Source organism: Streptomyces sp. NBC_00829 (genome assembly GCF_045161795.1).
GTDB lineage: Bacteria > Actinomycetota > Actinomycetes > Streptomycetales > Streptomycetaceae > Streptomyces.
In genome coordinates this window covers 2,155,541-2,172,415 of the sequence record NZ_CP108867.1, presented here as the reverse complement: position 1 = coordinate 2,172,415, position 16,875 = coordinate 2,155,541, and the positions used below count along the sequence as shown (strand labels likewise).

General features: G+C 68.9%; 14 protein-coding genes, 3 pseudogenes and 1 riboswitch. Of the genes and pseudogenes, 10 read left to right on the top strand and 7 right to left on the bottom strand.

The window, feature by feature from the left end; all coding sequences use genetic code 11:
• Positions 1–101 precede the first annotated feature (101 nt).
• Positions 102–659 carry a ribosome recycling factor gene (gene frr, locus OG293_RS08830; RefSeq protein WP_405998218.1) on the top strand — a complete coding sequence of 186 codons (558 nt, stop codon included), beginning with the start codon at positions 102–104 and terminating at the stop codon, positions 657–659.
• Positions 659–1,768: a phosphatidate cytidylyltransferase gene (locus tag OG293_RS08825; protein ID WP_405998217.1), complete on the top strand. Its 1,110-nt coding sequence runs from the start codon at positions 659–661 to the stop codon at positions 1,766–1,768. Before frr ends, OG293_RS08825 begins: the two co-directional genes overlap by 1 nt.
• A gap of 523 nt (positions 1,769–2,291) precedes the next feature.
• Here OG293_RS08825 and OG293_RS08820 read toward each other — a convergent pair.
• Positions 2,292–2,534, bottom strand: a complete 243-nt coding sequence (locus OG293_RS08820; RefSeq protein ID WP_405998216.1) for a hypothetical protein — start codon at positions 2,532–2,534, stop codon at positions 2,292–2,294.
• 422 nt (positions 2,535–2,956) lie between these two features.
• On the opposite strand from OG293_RS08820, the gene OG293_RS08815 reads away from it, so the two are divergent.
• From OG293_RS08815 to OG293_RS08780, 8 genes and pseudogenes are all read left to right on the top strand, one after another.
• Positions 2,957–3,106: a hypothetical protein gene (locus tag OG293_RS08815; protein WP_405998215.1), complete on the top strand. Its 150-nt coding sequence runs from the start codon at positions 2,957–2,959 to the stop codon at positions 3,104–3,106.
• Positions 3,107–3,159: 53 nt separating this feature from the next.
• Positions 3,160–3,480 carry a hypothetical protein gene (locus tag OG293_RS08810; protein WP_405998214.1) on the top strand — a complete coding sequence of 107 codons (321 nt, stop codon included), beginning with the start codon at positions 3,160–3,162 and terminating at the stop codon, positions 3,478–3,480.
• Between the two features lie 194 nt (positions 3,481–3,674).
• Positions 3,675–4,126, top strand: a pseudogene (locus tag OG293_RS08805) (UTRA domain-containing protein); the annotation flags it as partial.
• A pseudogene (locus OG293_RS08800) lies at positions 4,123–4,788 on the top strand (YdcF family protein). The pseudogenes OG293_RS08805 and OG293_RS08800, both read left to right, overlap by 4 nt.
• A gap of 506 nt (positions 4,789–5,294) precedes the next feature.
• The gene (gene rlmN, locus OG293_RS08795; RefSeq protein WP_405998213.1) at positions 5,295–6,401 is read left to right on the top strand and encodes a 23S rRNA (adenine(2503)-C(2))-methyltransferase RlmN; all 1,107 of its coding nucleotides are present in this window, start codon (positions 5,295–5,297) and stop codon (positions 6,399–6,401) included.
• 19 nt (positions 6,402–6,420) lie between these two features.
• A riboswitch (TPP riboswitch) is annotated at positions 6,421–6,530 on the top strand.
• Positions 6,531–6,597: 67 nt separating this feature from the next.
• Positions 6,598–7,689, top strand: coding sequence for a thiamine ABC transporter substrate binding subunit (locus tag OG293_RS08790; RefSeq protein WP_405998212.1), 1,092 nt, complete (start codon positions 6,598–6,600; stop codon positions 7,687–7,689).
• 38 nt (positions 7,690–7,727) lie between these two features.
• Positions 7,728–9,344, top strand: a complete 1,617-nt coding sequence (locus OG293_RS08785; RefSeq protein ID WP_405998211.1) for an ABC transporter permease — start codon at positions 7,728–7,730, stop codon at positions 9,342–9,344.
• Complete coding sequence (locus OG293_RS08780) at positions 9,344–10,369, top strand: ABC transporter ATP-binding protein (protein ID WP_405998210.1); 1,026 nt, start codon at positions 9,344–9,346, stop codon at positions 10,367–10,369. Before OG293_RS08785 ends, OG293_RS08780 begins: the two co-directional genes overlap by 1 nt.
• 109 nt (positions 10,370–10,478) lie before the next feature.
• On the opposite strand, the gene OG293_RS08775 is transcribed toward OG293_RS08780, so the two are convergent.
• The 6 genes and pseudogenes from OG293_RS08775 to OG293_RS08750 all read right to left on the bottom strand — a co-directional run bounded on the left by OG293_RS08775 (position 10,479) and on the right by OG293_RS08750 (position 16,738).
• Positions 10,479–11,420 (bottom strand): hypothetical protein, encoded by a 942-nt coding sequence (locus OG293_RS08775; protein ID WP_405998209.1) that lies wholly within the window; start codon positions 11,418–11,420, stop codon positions 10,479–10,481.
• A 78-nt stretch (positions 11,421–11,498) separates the two neighbouring features.
• A pseudogene (locus OG293_RS08770) lies at positions 11,499–12,604 on the bottom strand (LOG family protein).
• 111 nt (positions 12,605–12,715) lie between these two features.
• On the bottom strand, positions 12,716–13,951 hold the full coding sequence (locus OG293_RS08765; RefSeq protein ID WP_405998208.1) for a hypothetical protein: 1,236 nt from the start codon (positions 13,949–13,951) through the stop codon (positions 12,716–12,718).
• Positions 13,933–14,658, bottom strand: coding sequence for an ABC transporter ATP-binding protein (locus tag OG293_RS08760; protein WP_405998207.1), 726 nt, complete (start codon positions 14,656–14,658; stop codon positions 13,933–13,935). The genes OG293_RS08765 and OG293_RS08760 overlap by 19 nt, the downstream gene beginning before the upstream one ends.
• A 209-nt stretch (positions 14,659–14,867) precedes the next feature.
• Positions 14,868–16,247, bottom strand: a complete 1,380-nt coding sequence (locus OG293_RS08755; protein ID WP_405998206.1) for an aspartate aminotransferase family protein — start codon at positions 16,245–16,247, stop codon at positions 14,868–14,870.
• Positions 16,232–16,738 (bottom strand): Lrp/AsnC family transcriptional regulator, encoded by a 507-nt coding sequence (locus OG293_RS08750; protein ID WP_405998205.1) that lies wholly within the window; start codon positions 16,736–16,738, stop codon positions 16,232–16,234. Before OG293_RS08750 ends, OG293_RS08755 begins: the two co-directional genes overlap by 16 nt.
• Between the last annotated feature and the right edge of the window lie 137 nt (positions 16,739–16,875).

Genomic DNA, 16,875 nt, shown 5'->3' with positions numbered 1-16,875 from the left:
ACAAAGTCCTGCCGGTCGGACACCGTGCAGGGAAGACGCGACACAGGGTTCCGCCGGCCCAGTCCTACACAGGGCCCACTCAAGACACGCAGGAGCAAGTGGTGATCGAAGAGACCCTCCTCGAGGCCGAGGAGAAGATGGAGAAGGCCGTCCTGGTCGCCAAGGATGACTTCGCCGCGATCCGCACCGGACGCGCGCACCCGGCGATGTTCAACAAGATCGTGGCGGACTACTACGGTGCGCTGACCCCGATCAACCAGCTGGCCTCGTTCTCGGTTCCCGAGGCGCGGATGGCCGTGGTGACCCCCTTCGACAAGAGCGCGCTGCGCAACATCGAGCAGGCGATCCGCGACTCCGACCTCGGCGTCAACCCGAGCAACGACGGCAACATCATCCGTGTGGTGTTCCCGGAACTGACGCAGGACCGCCGCAAGGAGTACATCAAGGTCGCCAAGACCAAGGCCGAGGACTCCAAGATCTCGATCCGTTCCGTGCGCCGCAAGGCCAAGGAGACGATCGACAAGCTGATCAAGGACGGCGAGGTCGGCGAGGACGAGGGCCGCCGAGCGGAGAAGGAGCTCGACGACACCACCGCGAAGTACGTCGCGCAGGTGGACGAGCTGCTCAAGCACAAGGAAGCCGAGCTGCTCGAGGTCTGATGAACGAGTCTTCCTGGGGGGCCCCGCCGAGAGCCGATTTCTGGGGACCGCCCGACCAGGGGCCTGCCCCGGCGGGTCCCGCATACGATGAGCATGACGCACACCAGACTCGGCCCATGCCCATCGTGCCGGACTTTCCCGACGCAGGTAGAGACGCCGAAGACCGTGGCGAACACGACCAGAGCGCCGACCGTGACCGGGGGCCCGCTTCGTCGAGCGGCCCCCTGTTCCGTGACGAGATTCCGCAGGAGCCCATGCCCACCCCGCCGTCGGCAGCGGAGCCGCCGCAGAAGAAGAGGGCCGGCCGCGATCTGCGGGCGGCCATAGGGGTGGGCGTCGGCCTGGGCGCGGTGATCGTTGCGTCGCTGTTCATCGTCAAGGCCGTGTTCGTCGGCGTGATAGCGGTCGCCGTCGTCGTCGGGCTGTGGGAACTGACCTCGCGGCTCGAGGAGCGCAAGCAGATCAAGGCCCCGCTGGTGCCGCTCGCGGTGGGTGGCGCGGCCATGGTCGTGGCCGGCTATGTACGCGGTGCGGAGGGCGCCTGGGTCGCCATGGCGCTCACGGCGCTCGCGGTGCTGGTCTGGCGGATGACGGAGCCTCCCGAGGGATATCTGAAGGACGTCACGGCAGGCGTCTTCGCGGCGTTCTACGTTCCGTTCCTGGCGACGTTCGTGGCGATGATGCTCACCGCCGACGACGGTCCGCAGAGGGTGCTCATCTTCCTGGTGCTGACCGTGGTCAGCGACACGGGTGCGTACGCCGTGGGCTGGCGCTTCGGCAAGCACAAGCTCGCGCCGCGCATCAGCCCCGGCAAGACCCGCGAGGGCCTGGTCGGCGCGGTGGCGTTCGCGATGGCGGCGGGCGCGCTGTGTATGCAGTTCCTCATCGACGACGGCACCTGGTGGCAGGGCCTGCTGCTCGGCTTCGCGGTCGCGGTCAGTGCCACACTCGGCGACCTGGGCGAGTCGATGATCAAGCGGGACCTCGGCATCAAGGACATGGGCACGCTGCTGCCGGGGCACGGCGGCATCATGGACCGGCTGGACTCGCTGCTGCCGACGGCGCCGGTCGTGTGGCTGCTGATGGTGATTTTCGTGGGCCAGGGCTGACCTGCGCGTTCGTTGGTGAGGGGCTCGTTGTCCACAGGGCGGCGGGTCCCTCTTCCCATCTCTGCGACACGGGTACCACCATGCCCAAGCCCGGAGAGCTTGCAGTCTTCCGGCAGCAGCAGGCCCCCTATCAGCGCCTTTGGCGTTATAGGGGGCCGACGTTCATTGGGCCGTCTCCGGGCCCTCAGCCTTGGATGCGAGGCGTACGTGGGCGCCCGCCGCTGGAACTACGTACGGGCACTTCGCCTGGTGCGCTCATGTCGGCCGGCGCGGGAGACGGCGATACCGGGAGCGGAGGCCGGGGCGAGGAGAGAGGTGCCTGGGTGGCGCTTGCACGAGTCGGCCGTCGATGGGTTCACCTATCGGGCCTTGGCTGCCCCAGTTCGGGGGACTGCCGTCGCGGTCACCGGAGCTTCCTTCGTGATGGTCGTTACTGCTTCCGCTGAGGAGCCACAGTGTGATCAGAAGAGTGGCCCCGCGGTCGGAGACCGCAGGGCCACTCTGGGATTCACGGTGCAGGCAACTAGAGGACATGCACCTTCTCAAGGGTGCCGTCCATACCGCGGAGCATCAGTTCCTTGTCCTGCGCGGTCTGCTCGAGGACGAAGGCATAGACCTGCACAGAACGGTTGATGGCATCGGTCTTGGAGTGGCCGGTGAGGCGCATGATCCTTCCGAGTGCCCGTACTGCTGCGACGATTAGGGTCACCGTGAACCGCTCGTTCTCTGTCGCGCTCTCGGCGCCGACAGCGGAGTCTCGCGGCACGAATTCTCCCTTCCACTTCATTCATTCCTGATGGCTAGTCAGCTTGCACAGCCGCCCCGTTCTTGGGGCAGGAGTTGGCGGTCTCCTATGCCCGGGCAACAGCGAGTGCGGCTCAATAGTCCCATGGAATCACCTCTTTGACACCAAGTCTGATGGTCTTCTGTGTATTTTCCGCACCACGGATGGTGACCAGCTGTTGGCGAGGGGTTACAGTGAGTCCACAGCGATGATGTTTGCGTCATGACGCGATCTCAAGTCGCGAGGGTGCCAGTGCTGTTGCAGACGGTCTGAGCTGCAGCGTTGTTGGCCACCGTGCTCTGACTCCGTGCTCTTCGGCGAATGAAGGGACTCGACGCCGAGTGGACCGCACCGTCGGTCCCGGCCAATGGCCGGACCAAGAAGGGCCCGAGGAGGGCCCTGGCGTGAACGAGACGCCGACCGAGGGTGCCCTCGTCGGCATCTATCTCACCGGCGAGTCTGAAGGCGAGATCGAAGCCCCAACTCACCGTTCGTACATACACATATGGGCTTCCCGTGATGTCGCCGGGGACGCGGCAGAGGCAGCGGGCTAGCGCTGCCCCTTGATCACTAACGTTGCTCGTAACAGACCTTGAAAGAGACCATCGTGCCGCTCTGGATCTGGTTCCTCATAGTCGGCGTAGGGCTGGGACTCGCGTTCTTCATCGCGGCGACCTCCGGGCTCCTCGCCTACATCAATCTCAAGGAAGTCCCCGGCAAGACCGTTCATGAGGCTCGCGCCGCGGGTGGTGGGGCGTTCGTCAAGATATTCACGCTCGTGCTCGCCATCTACACCTTCCTCTGCGTGGTCGCCGGCGTTATCCGCTGGGTGGCGCAGCAGGAAGACCCGGGAGCGACGCCGAAGCCGGCGGTGACGAGTTCCCTTACCCCGCAGACGCCGAGCGAGTCGCCCTTGAATGTGAAGTGAGGTTGCGAAGGCGACTCCCCTGGAGCCGGGTGAATCGTCGTGCTCACCCGGGACGCCATCGTCCCAGGTGAGCACGGCTTGCCAACCGCGAACAACTTCACGGAGCGCCCCCGGCTTCGCGCGCACTCGGCACGACCACCCCGTCGACGGCCTTGCGAGTGCGCTCACAGCTCGTGGGCATGAGGTGCGCGTACAGTGTCAGCCGCGTGCCCGCTACGGCCCTGGTGGCTGCTGCTCACGGTCTGCCAGAAGGGTCCGAGGTGTACGCGCGGGCCCGACTGGTGAAGGAGGGTGACCAGCCGACGCACACCCTGACCAGCTACTACCGGCCTGAGCATGTCGAGGGGACGCGCTTGGTCAACCCGACGCCGGGGCCCGCCGGCCGGGGCCGTGGCTTCCGCGTTCTCTACGACGCTGGATTCGAGATCGACCACATGCGTGAGGAACTGTTCGCGCGGGTGGCCACGCCCGAGGAGGTGGCGCTGCTCCAGCTGGCGCCGGAGAGTGGGTGGTGGAACTTCACCGCACCACGTACACGGCCGACGGGACCGTTGTGGAGTTCGCCATCGGCATCCACGCGGCCACTCGCTTCGCGTGGGCGTACGACTTCAAGGTCCCCGTCTCGGGGAACGGGGGTGCCCAGTGATCTCGGTTCAGTCGTGGTCCGATGCGCAGCGCCTCTGGGATTCCAGCTGATGCACCACGAGCCGCGCCGCTGCTCGGTGGGCATCGGACTCGGCAGCCACGACCTCGGTGTAGCCGACGTGGCGGTCGACCTGTACCGGCGCGGCATGATGCCGCTCGTCGTCTTCACGGGCGCCACGAGCCGTACGACGCGCGAACGGATGCCCCGCGGGGAAGCCGAGCACTACCGGGAGCGGGCGGGCCCTGGAACTGGGTGTGCCGACGTCGGCGATCCTTGTCGAGCCGAACGCGCGGAACAGGGGGGAGAGCATTCGCTTCTCGCGCGCGCTGCTCGCGGAGCGGGGCATCGACGTCTCGTCCGTCCTCCTCGTCAGCAAGCCGTATGAGGAGCGGCGGGCCTACGTGACCGCCCGGAAGCTCTGGCCCGAAGTCGAGATCGTCAGCGCGTCCGCGCCGATGACCCTTGCGGAGTACGTGGACTCGCTTGGGGACGCTCGGCTCGTAGTGGACATGCTCGTCGGGGCTCAGCAGCGCCTGCTCGTTTACCCGAAGCAGGGCTTCATGATCAATCAAGAGGTTCCGGCCCCTGTGACTGCCGCATACCAGCGGCTCCGCGCGGAGGGGTTCACGTGCCGCATCGTCCCGGAACACAGCCACCACTGAGTGGGTGGTGCCCGTCGTCACGACTCTCGAAGGATGAGCCCCGGGCCCTCGGCCTGGGGCTCACGTAGTACCCAAACGTCACCGTGCAGGAGACCGAGGTTCAGCGCTTCTTGGTCTTCCGCTGTTGCCGGGGCGTCCAGTCCCCTCGGTGTTTCTGGCATCGGGAGTAGCCGATCATTGCCGGGTTCTTGCACGGCTTCCCTGTCGTGGTCTTGGTCGATCCGCACTTGACCTGGTAGCCCACGTGTCCTCCCCTGTCGATGGAGCGAGACAGGGAAATCGTCCCCTGAGCTGGTCGGCGCGGGGGTGCTGTTCGTCTCAGGAGGCCAGATTTTGGGCCCTTGCGGCCGGATCCGGCGAGCATCCGACAAGGTCAGAGGGGCGATACCGGGCCGTCTGTGGGCCGTCCCGGGGCGACCGGGGACGGCCCACAACGACCACCAACGACCACCACAGAGGTCCTGCGCCCCAGGCCACGAGAATCCTTCTGCGACACTGGTACCACCATGCCCAAGCCCGGAGAACTCACTTTCGTCGCGCCCCGCGGAGCCAAGAAGCCCCCGCGGCATCTCGCCGACCTCACGCCCGCCGAGCGCAAGGACGCCGTCGCCGCGATCGGAGAGAAGCCGTTTCGCGCCAAGCAGCTCTCGCAGCACTACTTCGCGCGGTACGCCCACGACCCCGCCCAGTGGACGGACATTCCGGCCGCCGCGCGCGAGAAGCTCGCCGCCGAGCTGCTGCCCGATCTGATGTCCGTCGTCCGGCACATCTCCTGTGACGACGACACCACCCGCAAGACCCTGTGGCGGCTGCACGACGGGACGCTTGTCGAATCTGTCCTGATGCGTTACCCGGACCGGGTGACCATGTGCATCTCGTCGCAGGCCGGCTGCGGGATGAACTGCCCCTTCTGCGCCACCGGCCAGGCCGGGCTCGACCGTAATCTGTCGACCGCCGAGATCGTGCACCAGATCGTCGACGGCATGCGCGCCCTGCGTGACGGCGAGGTGCCGGGCGGGCCCGCGCGGCTGTCCAACATCGTCTTCATGGGCATGGGCGAGCCGCTCGCCAACTACAAGCGGGTCGTCGGCTCGATCCGCCGGCTCACCGACCCCGAGCCGGACGGGCTCGGCCTTTCGCAGCGCGGGATCACCGTCTCGACCGTCGGTCTGGTGCCCGCGATGCACCGCTTCGCCGACGAGGGCTTCAAATGCCGTCTCGCCGTCTCGCTGCACGCCCCCGACGACGAGCTCCGCGACACCCTGGTCCCGGTCAACACGCGCTGGAAGGTCCGCGAGGTCCTCGACGCCGCCTGGGAGTACGCCGAGAAGTCCGGCCGCCGTATTTCCATCGAGTACGCCCTGATCAGGGACATCAACGACCAGGGGTGGCGGGGCGACCTGCTCGGCCGGCTGCTCAAGGGCAAGCGCGTCCATGTGAACCTGATCCCGCTGAACCCGACGCCCGGGTCGAAGTGGACCGCCTCCCGTCCGGAAGACGAGAAGGCGTTCGTGGAGGCGATCGCGGCCCACGGAGTGCCGGTGACCGTCCGGGACACCCGTGGCCAGGAGATCGACGGAGCGTGCGGTCAGCTCGCGGCGTCCGAGCGGTAGTCTGGGTTCGAACATTTGCATATTCCGACAGGGGAGCGCCACAGCGCTGAGAGTGCGACACCGTCAGGTCGCAGACCCTCTGAACCTTGCCCAGGTCATTCTGGGTAGGAAGTTCGGTCATCACTCAAGCTGTTGCGCCCTGCTCACCTTGTGAGCAGGGCCGCGTCTCTTCCTGGTCACTCCAGGAGGAATCTCAGTGAGCACCACCCAGAAGTTGGCGGTCACCGCCGTCGCCGCCGCCCTTGGCGTGTCCACGCTCGCCGCCTGCGGCGGGGAGTCCAAGGACAGCGCCGACAGCGGCCGGACGTCCAAGACCGTGACGCTGGTCAGCCATGACTCGTTCGTCGCCTCTCCGGCCGTGCTGAAGCAGTTCACGAAGGAGACCGGCTACACGGTCAAGGTACTGAAGAGCGGTGACGCGGGCGCGGCCCTGAACAAGGAGATCCTCACCAAGGGCTCCCCCCAGGGCGATGTCTTCTTCGGTGTCGACAACACCCTCCTCTCCCGCGCCCTCGACAACGGTCTCTTCACTCCGTACGAGGCCAAGGGCCTGGCCCAGGTGCCGGACGACGTGCAGCTCGACAAGGGCGAGCACCGCGTCACGCCCGTCGACACCGGCGACATCTGCGTCAACTACGACAAGAAGTACTTCGCCGACAAGAAGATCGCCCCGCCGCGGTCCTTCGACGACCTCATCAAGCCGCAGTACAAGAACCTCCTGGTCACAGAGAACGCGGCCACGTCCTCGCCCGGCCTCGGCTTCCTCCTCGGCAGCATCGGCAAGTACGGCGAGCAGGGCTGGCAGGACTACTGGAAGAAGCTGAAGAACAACGGCGTCAAGGTCGTCGACGGCTGGGAGCAGGCGTACAACGAGGAGTTCTCCGGTTCCGCCGGAGGAAGGAAGGCCAAGGCGGACCGGCCGCTGGTCGTCTCGTACGCCTCCAGCCCGCCGGCCGAGGTCATCTTCGCCAGCCCTCAGCCGTCCCAGGCGCCCACAGGTGTCGCGACCGGGACCTGCTTCCGTCAGACGGAGTTCGCGGGACTGCTGAAGGGAGCGAAGAACGAGAAGGGCGGCAAGGCCCTGATCGACTTCCTGATCTCCAAGCAGTTCCAGGAGGACATGCCGCTGAACATGTTCGTCAACCCGGTGGTCAAGGGCGCGAAGCTGCCCGAGGCGTTCACCCGGTTCGGCGCGGTCGTCGACAAGCCGGAAACGGTCGCACCCGACACGATCGCCAAGAATCGTGAGCAGTGGGTCCAGTCGTGGTCCTCGCTCGTAGTGAAGTAACCACCTCCTTCCGCGGGAGCGCGGCGCGGCTCGGACTGATGGCCGGGCCCGTCGCGTTCTTCGCGGTCTTCTTCGCCTATCCCGTCGTCGCGATCATCGGCCGAGGACTCCACACCGACAGGGTGTGGCAGTTCGGGCGGATCGGCGAGGTGCTGAGCCGCCCCGACATCCAGCACGTGCTCTGGTTCACCACCTGGCAGGCGCTCGCCTCGACCGCGCTCACCCTGCTCGTCGCCCTGCCGGGGGCGTATGTCTTCGCCCGTTTCTCCTTCCCCGGCAAGCGGCTGCTGCGGGCGGTGGTCACGGTTCCGTTCGTCCTGCCGACCGTCGTCGTCGGCACCGCGTTCCTCGCGCTCCTCGGCCGCGGCGGGCTGCTGGACGAGGTGTGGGGCGTCCGGCTCGACACCACGGTGTGGGCGATCCTGCTCGCGCACGTCTTCTTCAACTACGCCGTCGTCGTACGCACCGTGGGCGGACTGTGGTCGCAGCTCGACCCGCGCCAGGAGGAGGCGGCCCGGGTACTGGGCGCAGGGCGGTTCGGGGCTTGGCGGCGGGTGACACTGCCGGCGCTCGGTCCTGCCGTCGCCGCCGCCGCCCTGATGGTCTTCCTTTTCACCTTCACCTCCTTCGGCGTCGTCCAGATCCTCGGCGGCCCGACGTTCTCCACGCTTGAGGTGGAGATCTACCGGCAGACGGCCCAGCTGCTGGATCTGTCCACCGCCGCCGTACTCACCCTGGTGCAGTTCGCCGCGGTCGGCGCGATCCTGGCCGTGCACGCGCGGACCGTACGGAAGCGGGAAGCCACGCTGAAGCTGGTCGACCCAGCGCAGACCGCCCGCAGGCCACGCGGCGCCGGACAGTGGGCGCTGCTCGGCGGAGTACTCACGACGATCCTGGTGCTGGTGCTCGTGCCGCTCGGCGTGCTGGTCGAGCGGTCCTTCGACGGGCCCGACGGGTACGGGTTCGCCTACTACCGGGCCCTCGCCTCCACCGACGCGGCGGGCGGCACGTTCCTCGTCCCGCCGATCGAGGCGGTCTGGAACTCGCTGCAGTACGCACTGGCCGCGACCGCCATCGCGCTCGCCGTAGGCGGGCTCGCGGCAGCCGCACTCACCCGGCGTGCGGGCCGGCTCCTCCGCGGCTTCGACGGGCTGCTGATGCTGCCCCTCGGCGTCTCCGCGGTGACCGTCGGCTTCGGCTTCCTGATCACGCTCGACGAGCCGCCGCTCGATCTGCGCACCTCGTGGATCCTCGTACCGCTGGCGCAGGCGCTCGTCGGCGTCCCCTTCGTCGTACGGATCATGCTGCCCGTGCTGCGCGCGGTCGACGGCAGGCTGCGCGAGGCCGCGGCCGTGCTCGGGGCGTCGCCGCTGCGGGTCTGGCGCGAGGTCGATCTGCCTCTGGTGAGGCGGGCGTTGCTGATCGCGGCGGGTTTCGCCTTCGCGGTCTCGCTCGGTGAATTCGGTGCGACCGTCTTCATCGCCAGGCCGGACAACCCAACGCTCCCCGTTGCCGTCGCCCGGCTTCTCGGCCGGCCCGGCGAGCTCAACTACGGCCAGGCGATGGCTCTTTCGACGATCCTGATGATGGTGTGCGCGGCGGCGCTGCTGCTCCTCGAACGCATCCGTCCCGACAAGACCTCCGGGGAGTTCTGATGGCCTTGCTGCGACTGGCGGACGTGACCGTACGGTTCGGGGCGCGGGCGGCCCTCGACGCGGTGGACCTGGACGTCGCCGAGCACGAGATCGTCTGTGTGCTGGGGCCGAGCGGCAGCGGCAAGTCCACCCTTCTGCGGGTCGTCGCGGGGCTCCAGCCCGTGGATTTCGGCCGGGTTCTGCTCTCCGGCGCGGACCAGGCCGGGGTGCCCGTGCACCGGCGCGGAGTGGGCCTGATGTTCCAGGACCATCAGCTGTTCCCCCAGCGGGACGCGGGCGGCAATGTCGCCTTCGGGCTGCGGATGCGCGGCGTGGGGCGGGCCGAACAGACGCGCCGTGTCGACGAGTTGCTGGATCTTGTCGGACTGCCGGGAGCGCGGCACCGAGCCGTGGCCTCGCTCTCCGGCGGGGAGCAGCAGCGGGTGGCGCTGGCCAGGGCACTCGCACCGGAGCCCCGGCTGCTGATGCTGGACGAGCCGCTCGGTCAGCTGGACCGCGGACTGCGTGAGCGGCTCGTCGTCGAGCTGCGCGGGCTGTTCGGGCGGCTCGGCACCACCGTGCTCGCCGTCACGCACGACCAGGGCGAGGCCTTCGCGCTCGCCGACCGTGTCGTGGTGATGCGGGAAGGCCGGATCGCCCAGACGGGCACGCCGCCGGAGGTCTGGCAGCGGCCCGCGTCGGAGTTCGTGGCCCGCTTCCTCGGCTTCGACAACGTCGTGGCGGCGACGGTGAGCGGCGCCGCGGCGGACACGGTGTGGGGCAAGGTCCCGGTGCCGGACGGTTCGCCGCAGGGCGAGCGCACACTGCTGGTCCGGCCCGGTGGCGTACGCTTTGTCGACCCGGCCGACGGGCTCGCGTGCACGGTCGAGGCGCGTACGTTCCGGGGCGATCTCGTCGCCGTACTGCTGAGGCCCGGCGACGGCGGCCCGTCCCTGGAGGCCGAGTGCTCCCCGCGTCGGGCACCGCGGGAAGGGGACGAGGTGGGAGTGGTCTTCGACGGCGACGACGTGGTGGTGCTCGGCTGAACGCGCCCTGCCACCACGGGAGTTCAGAGCACGCGGACGACGATCAGCCGGCCGTGCGCGGACAGCGGCCGGGCACGCCCGGCCTTCGGCCTGATCCAAACGAAAGACCCTAACGCAGGGCCGCGAGCTCGTCGGACTCCGTATCGGCCGGCGCCGGGAGCGTCCCGGCTCCGGGACCCTCCGCCGTGCCGTGCGCCTCCGGTGCGCCGAACCAGGCCACCGCCACCGCTCCTGCCACCGCGAGGACGAAGCCGAGAATCGCCATCCAGGCGAAGCCGGCGCGGGACGAGTCGCCCAGCCACAGCACGCCGATCATGCCCGGCAGCACCGTCTCGCCGACCACCAGAGCCGCCGTCGCGCCGTTCACGGAGCCGATCTGCAGGGCGATCGTGTGCAGATACATGCCGCCGATACCGGCCACGAGGATCGCGTACAGAGCCGGGTCGGTCAGCAGCGCGCCCAGGTCGAAGGGGTCGATGCCGTTCAGGACGCGCACGCCGACGCCCAGCGCGCCGAAGCCCAGCCCGGACAGCAGACCGGCCAGGATCGCGGCGCGCGCGCCGAGGAGGCGTACGACGACCGTACCCCCGGCGATCAGCAGCAGCGAGACCGCCAGCAGCCACCAGTGGGTTGCGATGGGGGTGTGCCCGCTGCCCTCCGGGCCGGACGCCGTGGCCAGCAGCACCAGGGCCGAGCAGACCACGGCGATCGAGGTCCACTCGGCGCGGGTCAGCCGGATCCCGAGCATCTTGACACTCAGCACCGCCGTGATCACCAGGTTCGCGCTGATCACGGTCTGGGAGAGGAAGAGCGGCAGCAGCCGGGCGGCCAGCGCACCCAGCCCGAAGCCGACGAAGTCGAGGACGGTGCCGACGATGAACTCCCAGGTCATCGCGGCCTTCGCGGTGGAGGAAAGGCTCGGTCCGCCGTGCTGGGTGACGCCGGCCGCTGCCTCGCGCCGCGCGGATCTGCGCGATCCGACGGCTTGCAGCACCGATCCCGTGCCGTAACAGATCGAGGCCGCGACAGCGGTCAGTAGGCCGATCAGCACCAAAGGCTCCGTTCACATGGCAGGTCCAACTCCGGCTGGAATGGCAGACGTGTGTTCGGCCTCCGAGGTTGCTTCGCCCTATGCGCCGCCGGTCAGCCGCTTCAGCGCCGCCGGGGCTTCGTCGATCGAGTCGACGAGCGCGATGTGGGACTCCATCGAGCGTCCGGCCGCCAGGGACTGGAGCAGCGGCCAGGCAGGGAGCTTGTGAGTCCAGTGCTCGCGGTCGACCAGGACCATCGGGGTCGGCTCGCCGCGGGACTCGTAGTAGTTCGGGGTCGCGTTGTCGAAGACCTCCTGGACCGTGCCGGCGGCACCGGGCAGGAAGATCACGCCCGCGGTGCAGCGGGCGAGGAGACCGTCTTCGCGGGTGGCGTTGGCGAAGTACTTGGCGATGTGACCAGCGAAGGCGTTCGGCGGCTCGTGGCCGTAGAACCAGGTGGGGATGCCGACCGAGTCACCGCCGTTGGGCCAGCGGTTGCGCACTTCGAAGGCGGCGTTGGCCCAGTCGGAGATCGAGGGGACGAACGACGGGGTCTTGGTGAGGAGTTCGAGCGCCTCGTCCAGCATTCCGTCGGCGTGCGGCGCGGCATACGCGCCCAGGTTGGCGGCCTCCATGGCACCGGGGCCGCCGCCGGTCGCGACCGTGAGTCCCCCCTGGCCAGGACCCGGCCCAGGCGCGCGGCACCCGCGTAGGCGTCCGTGCCGCGGGCCATGGCGTGCCCGCCCATCACGCCGACGACGCGGGAGCCGACGAGGAGTTCGTCCAGGGCATCGGAGATCGCGTCGTCGTGGATCGAGCGCAGCATCGAGGCGAAGATGTCGCCGTTGGCCTTGGTCTGCTGGAACCAGGCGTAGGCGAGGGCGTCGGGGGTGACGTCGTACGCACCGGTGGCGAGGCCGGCGAAGAGCTCGTCGGGGGAGTAGAGCAGCCCGCGGTACGGGTCGAAGGGCAGATCCGGGACGGGCGGGAACACGAGCGCGCCATCGCTCCTGACCTTCGCGGCTGCTTCCGGCTGCATGCGGCAGCCGAGGAAGACGGCGCCGGTGAGGTCGGCGGAGAGCAGCGCGGAGGTGCGCACGGTGAGGTCGACGGACTGGACGCGGTGTCCGGCGAGTGTGCCGTGGGCGACAACATGGTCGAACTCGTCGAGGGTTTCGATCTCAAGGTCGGGGCGGTGAGGCATGGAGCCACGATAGGGGGTGGGCGTGGGGAGACGCGGTCGGGGAGGCGTCCCCCTGCCGCCTCTTCCCTGGAGCGCAGGCGCAGTTGACCCGTGGTCCGGGGACTGGCCCCGTCAGCCCGAGAGCGGTACGGCCGCCAGCGCGCCCACCGTCCACGTCAGCGGGGCGAAGACCAGAAGGAGCATGGCCACGCGGAGGGCCGCCGCGTGGCGCAGGAGGGTTTCCGGGGTGCCCAGGCGGCGGAGGGACTCGGTCGTCGGGGCGCGGTCCTGCTTGGCCTCCAGCGCCGAAACCAGGAGTGTGGCCGTCGTGCACGTGATGACCAGGGCCGCGCCCAGGCCCGTCAGGGGGCCGAAGAAGCCGGGGTCCGACCCGGCGTGGAGGGTGACCGTCGCCAGGGCGGCCGAGGCGACCGCGCAGACCACGCCCAGCGGGCGCCCGATGCGGCCGGACTCCGCCATCAGGATGCGGCCCGCCAGCAGGCGGGCCGGCCCCGGGCGGAACCACTGGAGAAGCCCGCCGCAGAAGCGGGTGATCCCGGGGCCCGCGAGGGCGAGGCCCACAGCCGTGAGAACCCAGCCCGCCAGCACGCCCGCCGGGTTTCCGCCGAACTCCCCGGGCAGCACAAGCGTGGAGCCCGTTCCGCCGCGGCTCGCGTACGTCTCCGCCGCCAGGCCCGCGGCGATCAGCGCCACTCCCCAGGGAAGCCCGTTCGCTGCGGCTCCCGCCGCCGGGTCGGCAGTGGGAGCCGGTACGGAGCGCTGTTCCACGTACGTGGTCTGCTCAGCGGGCTCCGTCCGGCGCTCTCGGCCGCGTCCCCCGGCCGAGGGCAGCGGTGCCCGGCGCGGGCGCAGCGCCAGTGCCGCCGCCCCCGAGGCGGTCAGCGGCACCAGTGTGAGCAGGGTCAGCGCGGCACCCAGCGGCAGTGGCCGGTCCGCCGCCAGCAGGTCGGCAGCGGCCCCGTCGAACGGGAGCCCCGTCAGATCGCCGCGCAGATGCAGGAAGAACAGCAGCGCGAGCATGCTGCCGAGGGTGCCGGAGACGGCCGTGGAGACGGCGGCCAGCGCGGCGAGACGGGCGGGCCCCAGGCCGAACGCCGACAGCCCGGCCCTCGGGCGTGTGCTCGGATCCGTACGCGCCACCGCCACCGCGAGCTGCACGGTCGCCGCGAGCGGAATCAGGCACCACAGGAGCCGCACACCCGACGTGCCGGAGTCGCCGGGGTGGGCGAGCGCGTACGTCAGTGTGCACAGCAGCAGGAAGCCGACCCCTGCCGATGCCGCCGTGACCATCAGCCGGCGCAGCAGGACCGGTGGGTGTGAGCCGCGGGCTAGACGGAGAGCGAGCACTCGGCCCGGCCTTCCGTGTCCGCGTCCGCGAGCGAGTTGACCCGTCGGCCGTCCATGAGTGTGATCGAGCGGTCCGCGAGCGCCGCCACCTCCGGGTCGTGCGTGGCGAGCACGACCGTGATCCGGTGCGAGCGGGCCGCCGCCGTGACCGTACGCAGCACCTGAGCCCGGTCCGCGCGGTGCAGTGTCGCCGTCGGCTCGTCCGCGAACAGCACCGACGGCTCGCAAGCCAGTGCCCGCGCCGTGGCGACCCGCTGGCGCTGTGCCTGGAGCAGGTCGTGCGGTCGTTTCCGGGCGCACGCGCCGATGTCGAGACGTTCCAGCCATTCCATCGCGGCGTTCTTCGCGGCGCGGTGCGAGGTGCCGCGCAGCATCAGCGGCAGGGCGGCGTTCTCCCACGCCGTCAGCTCGGGGACCAGGGCCGGCTCGGGGGCGATCCATCCGAAGCGCTCACGCCGCAGCCGCTCGCGCTGCAGCGGGTTCATGGTGTGGACGGGGGAACTGTTGAACCACACCTCGCCCTCCTGCGCGACGAGTTGGCCCGACAGGCACCGCAGGAGGGTGGACTTGCCGCTGCCGCGCGGCCCGCACACGGCGAGGATCTCGCCCTCCCGCACGCCCAGCGACACGCCGGCGAGTGCGGGCGAACCGCTGTGGGAGTGGTGCAGGGAGCGTGCCCAGAGCACATCGTTGTCCGGCGGGGCCATGGCGTACACCTCGGTTCTGATCAGATTTCCGCTCCTCCGTCCGGGGGAACGAAGGCAGGGCCGATGGGTCACTCGGCACGGTAAGGATTCAGAACCGGGGTGGAGGGAAGCACACGGCCCGGGTGCACCCCATCTCACTCGGACGGCCGAATGAGTGAGGGATGCCCCGGGCCGATAGCCGCAAGCAGCAGGCCGTGACGCGGCAGTGGCTAGAGCTTCGTCCATGCCTCCGTGAGCACGCTCCGCAGAATGCCCTCGATCTCGTCGAAGGTCTCCTGCGTGGAGATCAGCGGCGGCGCCAGCTGGACGACCGGGTCACCACGGTCGTCGGCACGGCAGTACAGGCCGGCGTCGTACAGCGCCTTCGAGAGGAAGCCGTAGAGCACGCGCTCGGTCTCCTCGTCGGTGAAGGTCTCCTTGGTGCTCTTGTCCTTCACCAGCTCGATGCCGTAGAAGAAGCCGTTGCCGCGGACGTCGCCGACGATCGGCAGGTCGTGCAGCTTCTGCAGCGTCGAGAGGAACGCGCCCTCGTTGTCGAGGACGTGCTGGTTGAGGCCTTCCTTCTCGAAGATGTCGAGGTTGGCCAGGCCCACCGCCGCGGAGACCGGGTGGCCGCCGAAGGTGTAGCCGTGCAGGAAGGTGTTGTCGCCCTTGTAGAACGGCTCGGCGAGGCGGTCGGAGACGATGCACGCGCCGATCGGGGAGTAGCCCGAGGTCATGCCCTTGGCGCAGGTGATCATGTCCGGGACGTAGCCGAACTTGTCGCAGGCGAACATCGTGCCGAGGCGGCCGAAGGCGCAGATGACCTCGTCCGACACCAGCAGCACGTCGTGCTGGTCGCAGATCTCGCGGACCCGCCGGAAGTACCCGGGCGGCGGAGGGAAGCAGCCGCCGGCGTTCTGAACCGGCTCCAGGAAGACGGCCGCGACGGTCTCGGGGCCCTCGAAGAGGATCTGCTGCTCGATCTGGTCGGCGGCCCAGCGGCCGAAGGCCTCGGGGTCGTCGCCGTAGATCGGCGCGCGGTAGATGTTGGTGTTCGGCACCTTGTGCGCGCCGGGCACCAGCGGCTCGAAGGGCGCCTTCAGCGCGGGCAGGCCGGTGATGGACAGGGCGCCCTGCGGGGTGCCGTGGTAGGCGACCGCCCGCGAGATGACCTTGTACTTGGTCGGCTGGCCCTTGAGCTTGAAGTACTGCTTCGCCAGCTTCCAGGCGGTCTCGACCGCCTCACCGCCACCGGTGGTGAAGAAGACCTTGTTGAGGTCGCCGGGAGCGTGCTGCGCGAGCCGCTCGGCGAGTTCCACGGCCTTCGGGTGGGCGTACGACCACACGGGGAAGAAGGCGAGCTCCTGAGCCTGCTTGTACGCGGTCTCGGCGAGCTCGTGACGGCCGTGGCCGGCGTTGACCACGAACAGGCCGGAGAGGCCGTCGAGGTAGCGCTTGCCCTTGTCGTCGTAGATGTAGGTGCCCTCGCCTCGCACGATGGTGGGCACGGGTGCGTTCTCATACGACGACATGCGGGTGAAGTGCATCCACAGGTGGTCGTACGCGGTCTTGGAGAGGTCCTTGCTCACGGCTATCGGGTTCCCCACATATAGGTCTGCTTCTTGAGCTTGAGGTAGACGAAGCTTTCGGTGGTCCGCACGCCGGGGAGCGCGCGAATCCGTTTGTTGATCACTTCGAGAAGGTGGTCGTCGTCCTCGCAGACGATCTCCACCATCAGGTCGAAGGAGCCCGCGGTCATCACCACGTACTCGCATTCGGCCATCGCGGTGAGTGCGTCTGCCACCGGGTCGACATCACCCTCGACCGAGATGCCGACCATCGCCTGGCGTCGCAGGCCCACGGTGAGCGGGTCGGTGACGGCGACGATCTGCATGACGCCCTGGTCGAGCAGTTTCTGGACGCGTTGCCGCACGGCCGCTTCGGAGAGGCCGACGGCCTTGCCTATCGCGGCATACGGACGGCGCCCGTCCTCCTGGAGCTGTTCGATGATTGCGAGGGAGACGGTGTCGATCGTCGGGGACGATCCGTTGCCGTTCCTGGACTCCGGGTTTCGACTGGCCACGGGCACACTGTGCACCGCGACTCGTCTGTCCCGCAACCCCTGGGCGATGAAATTCGTTGTTTGAACGACTGATTCTCACTGAATCCGAAGTTGCCGAGGGTCGGGCCTGTCGAAAGCGTCACCAAAGAGATTAAGGTGGGTGTCTCACCCAT